Here is a 12,920-nt window from a genome sequence, read left to right as displayed (position 1 = left end):
GCGAGCTTCGAAAGCTCGAGCGCCGCTCCGCATGCGATCACCGCCGCCGGGGCGGGTGCCGGTCGGGGCGCCCCTTGCGAGGCGCCCCGTCGCCCCGAGCGGCTACTGGAGGGTCGGCGCCGTCCACTTCATCCACCTGTTCAGATCGGCCGTCGCCCCGTCGCCCTTGAGCAGGTTGGTGTCCGCGGTGCCGCCGCCGACGAGGAACTTCTTCACGTACGCATCGAGGGCCGCCCTCTGCGAGGACGGGAACGCGCAGTGGGCATGGGCGGCGGTCTGCCAGTAACCCATCTTGTCCGGCACCCCGAGCCCCTTCCAGATCTGCTGGGCGATGGACCCCGCCGTGAAGGTGCTGTTGATGCCGAGCCAGTCGATCCTGTTGTCGATGACGAGCAGCGCGCGCGGCGCGACGAGCCCCATGACCATGTGATGGTCGAAGGGCAAGGACGTCACCCGGTTGCCGAAGGTCGAGCCGAAGTTCGCGCGGAACCACGGCTGCTCGCTGGCCGCGCTGGACAGGGTCTGCACGTTCTCCCCGGCGTTGGCGCCCGCCTGCGAGACGCGCCAGCTCGCCGAGCCGCCGGCGCCCGACTCCTGGGGGATCGTCAGCACGATGCGCTCGTCGAACGCGCCGGCCGTGAGCGCGCCCTTGCCGTTGCGCGAGCAACCCGTCACCGCGATGCGCTTCGGGTCGATGTTGGCCCCCGGGGTCTTCTCCAGCGCGTCGATGATCCGGCTCACGCCCCAGGCCCACGCGATCATCGAGCTGGCCGAGTGGTTGCTGCCGTAGAGGTTGTAGAACGTGCCCGTCCCGCGCGAGCCGCCGCCGTTCTGCGCGCCCATCGCGTTGTTGTCGAAGGTCGCCATCGCGACACCGTTCTGGGTGAACACGCTGTTGTCCAGATTCGAACCGCCGATGCCGATGACGAGCGGGATCGGACCAGCAGGCGCGCCGGAAGGCCGGCTGATGTTGATGGAGAAGGAGGCGCTCTTCCCTGCATCGTTGACGTTGACCGTCAGCCTGTTCGCCGAGAACTGCCCCGTGACATTGTCCTTGGACACCACCGGCTTCGATCCGGACTCATACGTCTCGACCTGCGACTTGATCTCCGCGCGCCGGCACGCCCACTCCGACTTCTTCGTGATGCGTGAACCGCTCAAGCTCAGGAACGGATCGTGATGCGTGTCGAACACCGGGAGAGACGAGGCGGCGGGCAACGTCGGCTTGGGGCAGCTCGCGCCGCTGTCTTCGACCGCGCCCGTGCTCCCGCCCGACCCGCCGGAGCCGCCCGACCCGCCGGAGCCGCCCGACCCGCCGGAGCCGCCGGAGCCGCCCGCACCGGAGCCGCCCGCACCGCCCGAGCCGCCTGCCCCGCCCGCCCCCGTGCTGCTGCTGCTCGACGACGAGCTGCTGCTCGACGACGAGCTGCTGCTCGATGACGAGCTCGCGCTGCTGCTCGACGAGGAGGACGCGCCCGTGCCGACGATCGTGCCTCCGCTGCCGGTGACCGACGCGACCGCGGGCCGCCCGCTGCCGTTTGCGCAGAACCCCCACTCCACCCAACCTTTCTCCTTGATCGCTGCGTTGTGGGTCACGTTCGTGGCGGTGAACTGCCCGTTCGAGGATACGGAGGTCACGTTCCACGCATTGGCCAGCGTCGAGCCGTTGAGCCGGACGCCCACGTTCCAGCCGGTGGTGGCCGGGGAGCGGGACTTGTTCGTCACCCTCACGTTCGCGCAGTAGCCGTTCCCCCAGTCCGACTGAATCGCGATATCCGCCGACATCGAGCCGTCAGCGCTGTCCAGGGCGCCGTCCAGCGTGTCGAGGTCCTCTTCCTCGATCGGCTCCACGGCGCACGCAAACAGACCGAGCGCGAACGAAGCGGAGATGCAGCCAAGCAAGCGAGTGGTACGCATAAGGTTCTCCATGATCAGAACGTCTGAGTCGCGGGCTTCTGCTCAAGGTGGATACGTGCACCAGCGAGACGCCTGCGAACCCTCGTTCAATTGGTAGAGCTCAATATTCCCGGCCAGCGTGCACCTGATCATGAACACCTCGCGAACCTTGCCGACCCCATGCCTGGCAACCACGGTGTTCGTCGGACAGCTACTCACATGCGGATACCCCGCGATGGGGCGGGACACCCTGAGAAAGCAAGAGCAACCATGAAGCGCAGCTGCAAGGAGCGAGCGCTCCGGGCAGCGCTCTCTCTCGAACGCTGAGTCCGGCGATGTGATGACAGCGGCGCCCAGAGACGACATGGTTCACGTCCCCCGCACACCGGGCCGGACCATGCTGTTGCCGCTCAGGCTGCCTGGGCGCGCGCCAGCGTCGAGTTACGCCGTTCCGAGGCCGGGCGTCACGCCGGCTTGCGCCCCGACACCAGGTAGAACGTCACCCCGTGCGCGCCGCCGTGCGTGCGCGCGAGCGCGGCCTGCTTCCACGCGCGGGCCTCCTGCATGGCGATCGCCCACAGCCGCTCGAACTGCGCCGGATCGCCGCCGCCGGCCAGATACCAGGCGTGGGCCTGGTCGCGGGTGCCGCCCGTTCCGAGCCAGATGCCGCCGTCGATCCACGCCAGCATCTGGCGCAGCTCCGCGCGCTCCGCGGGCGTCTCGTACGGCGGGATCAGCGCGGCGCACTTGTCCGACTGGCACACGTGGAGATCGCCGAGCCCTGCCTCGCGGAAGAGCCCTGGCAGTCGCTCGCCCACGGAGCTGTCCCCCTGTCCCAGCGCGCGCTTGCCGTCCTGGCAGGTTGCCTCGAGCTCGAGCAGCGAGAGCCGGTCGGCGCGCGACAGGCCGGGCGCGGTGACCAGGGCGGTGGCCTTCTCGGCGAAGTTGTTCGGCTCGACCGCCAGCAAAAGGCCGCCGGGGCGCAGGACACGGCGCATCTCGCGCAGCACCCGCAGCGGGTCGGCGACGTGCATCAGGACCGTCTGGCACGTGGCGAGGTCGACGCTCGCGTCGGGCAGCGGGAGGGCCTCGGCGAGGCCCTCGAGGTACGACGTGCGCGCCGCCACCCCGCACGCGTCGGCCTCGGCGGCGGCGCGCGCGCCCCGTCGCTCTGATGATCGAACGGCAAGGACGTCACCCGGTTGCCGAAGCTCGAGCCGAAGTTCGGGCGGAACCACGGCTGCTCACCATTCCCAGTGGAAGGCGCCTCGATCACGGTGATTGGCAGCTTCAGTCCGCATTCCTGACGTTTTTTGCTCGGACCCCGCCAGAAATGCAGGAGCGCTGAACACTTCGCGCACGACGGCACGAGAAGCGACCTCTGACGAGGTGAGCAAGGCATGGCGGAGCCGCGGTGCGTTGCAGTCTTGCACGGCGCGTTTAGCCCTTGACGGGCGTCGAGATTCACCCTCGAGATCCGCGAATCGGTTTGTTCACTCTCTTTCCCAAGCCCCCTCCATGGAAAGGCTGATTCAGATGGCGCCTCCTTCGGAAAACAAGATGCCACGTCGCGCGGGTCGACCGCCCACCAGACGGCCTCATTCGATGAAGATCCTGAGGGTGCCGCTCCTCGTCGTCGGGCTCTTGAGCGCGGCGCTCGCGGGCGCTTGCTCCTCGAGCGGCACCGATGAGCCGAACGAGGTGACCGGCAGCGGCGGCTCCAGCGCGGCGGGGAGCCCCAGCGGGGCCACCGGCACGGGCGGAGGCGCGAGCAGCGGCGCGAACAGCGGCACAGGCGGCGGCGCATCGGTCGGCCAGGGCGGCGTGGACACGACAGGATCGACCGGGAGCACGGGCGGCATGTCGGGCTCCGACGAGGAGTACCCCGCGCCGGGCGCCCTGCCGGACGAGACGGGCGCAGACCTCTGGCTCAGGTACCCGAAGGTGCCGATTCCGGGGCGCCTCGCGGAGTACCAGGCGGCCTTCAAGCGCGTGGTCAAATCGGGGACCGGCGCGAGCCTCGACATCGCCGAGGCCGAGCTCGTCAAAGGGCTGAGCGGCTTGACGGGCGGAACCGTCGGGACCGGCGCGGCCGTCGACGGACCGGGCGCCGTGGTGATCGGGACGGCCACAGCGGACGTCATCAAGGGCCTGCCGCTCGCAGCGCGCCTCGGCGCCCTGGGCCCCGAGGGCTACCTCGTCGAGGCCGCCGACGTCGGAGGCCAGCCGGTGATCGCCGTGGCAGGCAACACCGAGGTCGGCGTGCTCTATGGCACCTTCGCGCTCCTCCGGCACGTCCAGAGCCACAGCGCCCTCGACAGGCTGTCGCTCACCGGCTCTCCGAAGATCGGCCATCGCATCCTGAACCACTGGGACAACCTCGATCGCAGCGTGGAGCGCGGCTACGCGGGCCGATCCATCTGGGACTGGAGCGCGCTGCCCGGCACGCTCTCTCCCCGTTACAAGGACTACGCGAGGGCCAACGCCTCCATCGGCATCAACGGGACGGTGCTGACCAACGTGAACGCCAACGCGCAGGTCCTGACGCCATCGTACCTCACGAAGGTCAAGGCGCTCGCCGACGTCTTCCGCCCTTATGGCATCAAGGTCTACCTCACGGCGCGATTCAGCGCGCCGGTCGAGATCGGCAACCTGAGCACGGCCGATCCGACCAACGCCAGCGTCAAGCAATGGTGGACGAACAAGGTCAACGAGATCTACCAGCAGATCCCCGACTTCGGTGGTTTCCTTGTGAAGGCGAACTCCGAGGGGCAGCCAGGGCCGCAAGACTACGGGCGGACCCACGCCGACGGCGCCAACATGCTCGCCGACGCCCTCGCGCCGCATGACGGCATCGTGATATGGCGCGCCTTCGTCTACTCCGACACCAGCCCCCCGGACCGCATCAAGCAGGCCTACGAGGAGTTCAAGCCTCTGGACGGCAAATTCAAGAGCAACGTCCTCGTGCAGGCCAAGAACGGCCCGCTCGATTTCCAGCCCCGGGAGCCGTTCCATCCGCTGTTCGGGGCCATGCCGAAGACGCCCCTCGCCCTCGAGCTCCAGATCACGAAGGAGTACCTCGGCGAGGACACGCACCTCGCCTACCTCGGCCCGCTCTACGAGGAGGTCCTCAAGGCGGACACCTACGCGGGCGGCGAGGGCTCGACCGTGGCGCGGGTCATCGACGGCACCCTCCACAAGTATACGACCACCGCGATCTCGGGCGTCGCCAACGTCGGTGACGACACGAACTGGACTGGATCGCAGATGAATCAGGCGAACTGGTACGTGTTCGGGCGCCTGGCGTGGAACCCGGACCTCTCCTCGGAGGCCATCGCAGAGGAGTGGGTCCGGCAGACCTTCTCGAACGACCCCGTCGTCGTCGAGCCGGTCGTTCAGATCATGATGGAGTCACGCGAGGCGCTGGTCGACTACATGACGCCCCTCGGCCTTGTCCACATCATGGGCAACGACCATCACTACGGGCCGGGGCCGTGGCTGAACAGCCTGAGCCGCGCCGAGTGGAACCCGGTCTACTATCACAAGGCGGACGCGAACAGCATCGGCTTCAACCGCACCTCGGCGGGCAGCAACGCTGTTGCCCAGTACGCCGCGCAGGTGGGACAGACGTTTGGGAGCCGGGACACGGTCCCGGACGATCTCGTGCTCTTCTTCCACCGCGTCGGCTGGCAAGACAAGCTGAAGTCGGGGAGGACGGTCTGGGAGGAGCTCGTCCATCGTTACAGCCAGGGCGTCGATGAGGTGGGGGTCATGCGAGAGACATGGAAGTCCGTCGAGGGCCGTATCGATGGCAAGCGCTTCGGTGACGTGAGCGACTTCCTTGAGATCCAGCACTACGAGGCGCGCTGGTGGCGCGACGCGTGCCTCGCCTACTTCGGCTCGGTGTCGAAGCTCCAGGTCCCGAGCGGCTATGCCCCCCTGGCGAACACGCTGAGCTTCTACCAGGGGCTCCGCTGCCCGTCCGACCCGAAGAAGCCCCGCTGCTCGCAGGTCTATACGGGGAATCCGTCCCCGGCCATCCTCCAGTGAGAGCGGCGGGCCAGCTCGGTCTGGCCCGCGGCCTGCTGGCGATCTTCACGCCCCTGCCCCCGTCAAGCGCACAGCATCCTCCGGGTCTTGCTGACTCGGCGATCTAGCCAGGTCACAACACCGGAGTCGTCGCATGACCTCGTCGTGGTCCGCGATCGACGTGAACGCACACACGCTGTTACCGTCCCGCTGGCTCATCCATCAGAGAACGGCGTGGTGCGCGTCGGCTGCAAGGCCGTCAGGAGGTGCGTCGTGACGCTGGCTTCGAGTCGAGCATTGTTGCTGTTGATGGCGGGGTGCGCCTCGGCGTGCAGCGCGCCTGGACCGCAGGCGGCGGGGACCGGTCCTGCCGAGCGCCCCGCGGAGCGCGCGCTCCGGCCGAGCGGCGCCGCGCCGGTCGAGCTCGGGCGGATCGTGAGCAGGGCGCGGGCGAGCTTTCGATCCACGCGACAAGGGCTCTCCGCCGAGGGCGCCGCCCACCGGATCGACGTCGAGGGCGGCGCGGCGCGGATCCGCGCGAAGCCCTCGGCGAGGGCGGCACGCAGGGGGCGAGCGAGGCAGCTCCAGGCGCTCGCCGGGGCGCGCACCGCCGCCGAGCTGACGGCGCGCCGCCGCGCGCTCCGCGGGCCTCTCCTCGAGGGCGCGCCCGGCGAGCTCCAGCCAGGGAGCGCGCTCACGCTGACGACGCGATCGATCGCCCGCGCCGGCCACGAGTGCGTGAACGGCGAGGGCCGCGTGCGCATGGCGGCGGACGGCGGCGCGGAGCGCGCGTTCGAGACCTGCAGCGAGCTGTGGAAGAACCACGAGGCGAACGCCGAGCAGGCGTTCCGGTTCCCCGAGCGGCCCGGGGGGCGCGGCGATCTCGTCGTGCGCGTGAGCGCCCGGCTCGGCGCCGCGGACGCCGCGCCCTCGGTCGCGAGCGACGCCCGCGGCCTCGTCCTCGGCGCCGCGCCGGGGCAGCGGTTCGTGTACGGCCACGGCACGTGGATCGACGCGTCGGGCCGCCGCGTTCCGGTGCCCGCCCGCTGGGCGGACGGCCACATCGAGCTGCGCGTGCCCGCCTCGGTCGTCGAGGAGAGCGGCTATCCGGCGCTGCTCGATCCGGAGGTGGGCCCGGAGATCGGGACGGAGCCGCCCGTGCCCGTCCAGCAAGACGTAGGGTTCGATCCGGAGATCGCGACCGACGGGACGAGCTACGTCGTCGTCTTCGAGGATCTGTCGCGCATCCGCGCGGTCCGCGTCGGCGCGCGCGGGGACGTGCTCGATCTCGACTGGCTGGATCTGGGCGAGGAGTCCGCCGGTCAGTACCTGCCCAGCGTGGCGTACGGCGGAGGCCGCTACCTCGTCACCTGGAGCCAGTACGGCGACGACGCCCGGATCACCATCCGCGGCCGCGTGATGCGACCCGACGGCACGCTCGAAGGGCCGGCGAGCTTCGCGATCTCGACGTCGGCCGAGGGCGTGTATCCCTCGGTCGAGTGGAACGGGGAGCGCTTCGTGACCGCCTGGCTCAGCCTCGCCGACGATGGGGCCGACGACGTCCGCGCGACGCTCGTCGACCCGAGCGGCAGCGCCGTTCCCGGCGCCGAGCGCGCCCTGTCCACGAGCGGCCGCGCGTCGCGGCCGGCGGTCGGCGCCGGGGCGGACGTCTCCGTCGTGGCCTGGGACGAGGACGTCGCCGGCGGCGGCGCGCGGGCCATCCGTGCGGCGCGGGTGGCCAGCGATGGGACGGCGCTCGACGCCTTTGGCGTTCAGATCTCGGAGGACCCGGGCAACGCGCGGCTGGCCGCGCTCGCGTCCGGCGGGACGAGCTTCCTGGCCACGTGGGTACGGGACGATCCCACGAGCACGATCCGGGGCGCGGTGCTGCGCGCAGACGGCACGATCGCGGCAAGGGACTTCCCGATCTCGCGGCCGAGCCCGGGCGCCGGGGCCCCCGCCGCGGCGTTCGACGGCAGCAGCTATCTCGTGGCCTGGGCCGACGAGCGGGACGGTCGCGCGATGTACGGGGCCCGCGTCTCGGCCGAGGGCGTCGTGCAGGGGACCGACGACGTGAGGCTCGCGGACGGGTCGCCTCGCTCCGTCCGGGATTCGGATCGGAACGCGCTCGTGTGGAACGGTTCGCGCTTCCTGCTCGCGTTCCACGGCCAGGGCATCGAGGGCAGCCTGATCGGCCCGGATCTCGCGCTGGCCGCGGGCCGACTCGGGCTCAGCCCCCTGCCGAACAGGCAGGGCGCCCCGCGCGTGGCCTGGACCGGCGAGAGCTACCTCGTCGCCTGGACCGACGAGCCGGACCCGGAAGGGGAGCGGACGACCGCGCGCGCGGTGCGCGTGAGCGCGGCCGGCGAGGTCGTCGATCCGGTCGGGATCGAGCTCGCGAGCAGCGCCTTCGCGATCGATCTGGCCTCGAACGGCGGCGGCGCGTCGGTGCTCACCTGGAGCGCGCTCGGCGCCGGCGGGGATCACCTGCGGCGGGTGTCGGGCGACGGCGCGCTCGGGGAGAGCGTCGCCGTCTCGTCGCTCCACCTGTCGGCGACGCCGTCGGTCGCGGGCAACGGCGACGGTTATCTGGTGACCTTCGTGGAGAGGACCGCGGAGGAGCCCTTCGTGTATACAGCGTCGGGCCGCCTGCTCGGCGCTTCGGGGAGCGCTGGCCCGGTGTTCCCCATCGTGCCCTCGGTCGGGGCGGAGTCGCACGCGATGCCGCTCCGCGCCGGGCAGGACTACCTGGTGGCCTATTTGAAGGCCGGCCTGCATCTCGTCCCCGTGAGCCGCACGGGAGACGTCGGGGAGGGCTTCCTGCTGTCGAGCGCATCGGCCGCCATCGCCGGGGCGACGGACGGCACGGACACGCTCGTTGTCTGGCCGGAGTCCGGAGGTAGCTGGCCGGAGGGCGGTGATGGGCCGGTGCACGGTCGAATCTACGGCACGGGCGGCTGGAGGGGCGAAGCATTCCTGATCTCGCCGACGAGCGCTGGTCATGCGGCGGCCGTGGCCTGGGACGGCGCGAGCTACCAGGTGGTGTGGGAAGAGGCGGAGACGCACCGGCTCCGGATCCGCGCCGTGGCCCCCGATGGAACGCCGGGCATGGAGGCGCTGCTCGTGGATGACGCGTGCAATGCGCCGATGCTGGCCCGCGGCGAGGATGGCCGGTTCCTCCTGAGCTATGACAAGCTCGGCCCTGCTGCGCGCACGCGGCGCGTCGTCTCGCGGCTGCTCAGCTGGGAGCCCTCACCCGGGCCCGGCGCAGGCGGCGGCGCGGGTGGAAGCGGCGGCGCAGGGCTCGGTACGGACGGAAGCGGCACTGTGGGGCCGGGCGCGGGCGGAAATGGCGGTGCGGAGCCGGGCGCGGGCGGGAGCGGCGGTGCGGAGCCGGGCGCGGGCGGCCGAGCAGGGAACGGCGCGGGCGGCGGCACCTCCAGCGCTGCCGCCGGCAGCAGCAGAATGGATGGGACCGACGACACCGGCGACGACGCACAATGCAGCTTTCACGGCGCCGGCAGCAGGGCAGCGTACCTCGGGCTCACGGTCGCCCTGTTCGGCATCGCCCTCGTCGCGCGACGCCGCGGCGCCAGGAGTGGCGCTATGACGTCAGGTTCGTGAGCGGCCCGGTGCAATGCTCCGGGGTGCCGAACGTGGTCCGGGTGTCGCCGAACAGGTTCAAGATCGACACGAGCAGGTTGTTGTGCGGGAGGTTCTTGTACCGGAGCCAGCGCCCCGTACGCAGGCCTCCGCCGCCGCCGGCCAGGAGGAACGGCATGTTCGTCTTCTTGTGGCTCGGCGGATCCGAGATCTCGGAGCCGAAGAAGACGACGCTCTCGTCGAGCAGCGAGTGTCCGCCCATGTCGACCTTCTCCATCTCCTGCAGGAGATAGAGGTGTTGCTTCGAATACCAGTTGCAGATGAGCTCGCACTCCGCCGCCCTGAAGCCGCCGTCGTGCTGGTAGTAATGGTGGTGCTCGCTCAGGTTCAGCCAGGGGAAGGTGTGCTTCGCCTCGGTGTCGCTCCACTGAAGGGTGCCGACCGCGGTGATGTCGCAGGCGAGCGCCATCACCAGCATGTCCGTCATGAGCTTGCCGACCTTGGGGATCGCCGCGTCGGTCGACGTGTCCTTGATCGAGCCGTTGTCGGCGGAGTTGCGCCCCGTGCGCGGGTTGTAGTCGGACGTGTCGACCTTCGCCGGCGCCTGGCAGGCGCCCGCCGCGGTCGGCGCCTTGCTGAGGCTCTCCTCGATCTCGCGGATCTTCGTCAGGTGCTGATCGATCTTCTGCCTGTCAGCCGCGCCGAGCCGCGAGGAAAGGGCAGAGTAGCGCCGGTCGAGGAAGTCGAGGATCGACTGCTTCCGCGCGAGGCGACGGGCGGCGTCGTTGTCGGCGCCGGGGTTCAGCGTGCCGAAGAGATCGGTGAAGATCTCCACCGGATCGATGCGCGGCGGGATCGGGCTGTAGGGCGCGTCGTTCTCGAAATTCGCGATGTTCATCGGAGACAGCAGGCCGTGGGACTTTCCCGTCGCCCAGCGCACCGCGATCTCGAGGCTCGCCTTCGCCTTTTGCCCCCCGGAGATCCGGGAGGCGATCACCTGATCGATCGACGGCCCGCTCCCGTAGGCGCGGCCCGCGGCGCCGTCCTGCGGCGTACCCGTGAGCCAGGCGATGATCCCCGCCTGGTGCTGCTCGCCGAGCCCGCTCTTCATGTCGAGGCCGTCGACGACGAGCAGCCGGCTCTGCACCGGCGCGAGCGGCGCCAGGATGGGGCTCAGCGTGAAGCTCGTCTCGGAGCCCGTCGGCCGCCAGCGGTCCATCACGGTCCCGCCGGGCGTGTAGACGGCGAGGAAGCGCTTCGCGGGGGCGGCTTGCGCGCGCGCCGTGGGCTCGGTGCCCATGATCTCCAGCCACGGGAGCGCGATGGCGATGCCGCCAGCACCTCGCAGCAAGGCACGCCGGTTCAAGCGAAACGTCGAGCGAAACGTCGAGCGAAACGTCGACATAGCCGTCACTCCTCCCGGGGAGCCATGGTGTGGAAGGCGTCCGTCTGCGTGAGCTCGATGAGGAGCTGTTTCACGTTGTATCCGGACGTCTTGAAGGCGGCCGTGACGGCCTCTCGGGTGCACTTGTCCTCGGCGCGCAGGGTGAGGCCGTAGGCGTATTCGATCCAGTGCGTCGCGAAGCAGCTCTGCACGTCCTCGGTCTCGGCGAGCTTGCGCACCAGCTCGATCGGCCCGCTCACCGTCCCCTCCGTGCCCGGCACCGAGCCGCTCGCGTCGATCGCGACGTCGTTCTCGGTCGTGCGGAACAGCCCGACGGCGTCGTAGTTCTCGAACGAGAAGCCGACCGGATCCATGAACTGGTGGCACGTCGCGCAGACCTTGTCCTCGCTGTGCTGACTGAAGCGCTCCCGCGCCGTCTTGCCGGTGTACGGGTCCGGCGGCTTCACCTTCTCCAGGATGTCGCCCGTGGGGAGCGGGATCACGTGGCACATCAGCTTCTGGACCACGAAGGAACCGCGGACCACGGGGTTCGTCATGTTCGAGTGCGTCGTCCCGGCCATCACCCCCGCCTGGGTGAGGAGCCCGAGGCGCTGGGTCGTATCGAGCTCCACGCGCTGGAACGCGTCGCCCGTCACGCCGGAGACGCCGTAGAACGCCGCGAGCGGGCCGTTCATGTACGTGTACGGGGCGGTCAAGATGGACGGCCAGGTGCCGGCCTCCTCGAAGATCTCCTGCTCGAGGAACCGCTGCGTCTCCTCGCGCATCAGCGAGCCGATGGTGCGAGAGAACTTCGGGAAGGCCTCCGCGTCCCGCTCGAGATCCGCGAGGCTGCTGATGGGGAGCAGGCTGTCGAAGAAGAACCGCACGACGGGCCGGGCCCGAGGGTCGTCAAGCATGCGCTCGGCGTGCGAGCGCACGCCTTCCTTCGTCGCGAGCTCCCCCGCCCGCGCGGCCGAGCGCAGCTGCTCGTCGGGCATCGTGCCCCAGAACAGGTACGAGAGCCGCGTCGCCATCTCGTCGCCCGTCGGCCGGCGGAGCGCCGGGCGCGCGGGATCGGGCGCGCCCCACTCGACGCGGTAGAGGAAATCGGGCGACTGGAGCACCGCCTCGATCACCATCGCGATGCCGGCGGCGAACGTCGCGTCCTCTCGCCCGACGCTGTACAGCGCGAGGAGCTCGTCCGCCTCGCCGGCCTGGAGCGGCCGGCGATAGGCGCGCGCCGCGAGGTCCTCGACGATCGTGCGCGCGCACGCTTCCTCGCTCGCCGCCGTCACGTCGCCCGCGCAGGGAGCGAGCCTCGCGAGCGCCTCCGGCGTCGCTGTCGCGCGCTGGGCGATGCCCTCCGCGATGGTGCCCAGCTGCTCGGCGAGCAGGCTCGAGACAGACAGCGTGTCCGCGTCGTTGCCGAAGCCGTTCCCGATATCCTCGCTCGGCAGCGAGAAGGCGGGCTCCGTCGTGTCCCCCAGGAGGTCGCGAACCGTGTTGTTGTATTCGAAGCGCGTCAACCGCCGGAGCGGCGCTCGCCCGGGGTACACCGTGTCGTCCTGGCAAACACCGATCGGATCGTCGGTACCAGGTTTGCCGGAGCCGGAGCTCGAGCCGGAGCCGGAGCCGGCGCCCGGCTCACCCACGGATCCCGTACAGCCGCCGGCGAGGACCAGCGCGATCGGCGCGGCCCACCGAGCGCCTCCGCGACGACGCGCAGGCTGGTGACGCGAGGGTCTGGACATCGTTGTCGCTCCTCACCAGCGCTGGGAGCGCTGAAGTCCCGCGATTAGACAACAAGCGCTCTTCAATCGCCAGGAAATTGAGAGCGGATCCCTCCCCTTCGACCGCACAGGAGCCGTCGGGACCGTCCCGGCGGCCCCGTGATTCCAGTGACGGCGACATGATTTGATTTTTCAGGACGTGTTGCCCCCCGGCGCGCCCACGTTCCGTTCGTTCCGTTCAGCAGCGAAAATCACACGAACAAGGCGCTTCTCGTTGG

6 protein-coding genes and 1 pseudogene are annotated in these 12,920 nt (G+C 70.2%); 2 read left to right on the top strand and 5 right to left on the bottom strand.

Features of this window, described 5'->3' with window-relative positions:
• Positions 1 to 102: 102 nt before the first annotated feature.
• The 3 genes and pseudogenes from WMF39_RS05505 to WMF39_RS05495 form a co-directional block, all read right to left on the bottom strand.
• Entirely contained in the window at positions 103 to 1,194 is a 1,092-nt protein-coding gene (locus WMF39_RS05505; RefSeq protein WP_437747947.1) for a glucuronyl esterase domain-containing protein, read from the bottom strand.
• Positions 1,195 to 1,560: 366 nt separating this feature from the next.
• Positions 1,561 to 1,785: pseudogene (locus tag WMF39_RS05500) on the bottom strand (cellulose binding domain-containing protein); the annotation flags it as partial.
• Between the two features lie 575 nt (positions 1,786 to 2,360).
• Positions 2,361 to 3,134 carry a class I SAM-dependent methyltransferase gene (locus tag WMF39_RS05495; RefSeq protein ID WP_437744490.1) on the bottom strand — a complete coding sequence of 258 codons (774 nt, stop codon included), beginning with the start codon at positions 3,132 to 3,134 and terminating at the stop codon, positions 2,361 to 2,363.
• A gap of 367 nt (positions 3,135 to 3,501) precedes the next feature.
• On the opposite strand from WMF39_RS05495, the gene WMF39_RS05490 reads away from it, so the two are divergent.
• On the top strand, positions 3,502 to 5,946 hold the full coding sequence (locus WMF39_RS05490; protein WP_437744489.1) for an alpha-glucuronidase family glycosyl hydrolase: 2,445 nt from the start codon (positions 3,502 to 3,504) through the stop codon (positions 5,944 to 5,946).
• A gap of 276 nt (positions 5,947 to 6,222) precedes the next feature.
• Entirely contained in the window at positions 6,223 to 9,549 is a 3,327-nt protein-coding gene (locus tag WMF39_RS05485; RefSeq protein WP_437744488.1) for a hypothetical protein, read from the top strand.
• Here the strand turns inward: WMF39_RS05485 and WMF39_RS05480 are convergent.
• Together WMF39_RS05480 and WMF39_RS05475 are read right to left on the bottom strand one after the other, a co-directional pair.
• Positions 9,530 to 10,879, bottom strand: coding sequence for a DUF1552 domain-containing protein (locus WMF39_RS05480; RefSeq protein WP_437747946.1), 1,350 nt, complete (start codon positions 10,877 to 10,879; stop codon positions 9,530 to 9,532). The genes WMF39_RS05485 and WMF39_RS05480 overlap by 20 nt on opposite strands.
• A 59-nt stretch (positions 10,880 to 10,938) precedes the next feature.
• On the bottom strand, positions 10,939 to 12,663 hold the full coding sequence (locus WMF39_RS05475) for a DUF1592 domain-containing protein (RefSeq protein WP_437744487.1): 1,725 nt from the start codon (positions 12,661 to 12,663) through the stop codon (positions 10,939 to 10,941).
• Positions 12,664 to 12,920: the final 257 nt, after the last annotated feature.

Origin of the sequence: Sorangium sp. So ce1504, from assembly GCF_051521635.1 — a bacterium.
GTDB lineage: Bacteria > Myxococcota_A > Polyangia > Polyangiales > Polyangiaceae > Sorangium > Sorangium cellulosum_B.
Note: the sequence above shows the minus strand (reverse complement) of the source record. Positions and strands in the feature narration are given on the sequence as shown.

Coding starts and splice junctions, on each gene's coding strand:
- WMF39_RS05490 (WP_437744489.1), top strand. CDS start 3,502: ATGAAGATCCTGAGGGTGCCGCTCCTCGTCGTCGGGCTCTTGAGCGCG.
- WMF39_RS05475 (WP_437744487.1), bottom strand. CDS start 12,663: ATGTCCAGACCCTCGCGTCACCAGCCTGCGCGTCGTCGCGGAGGCGCT.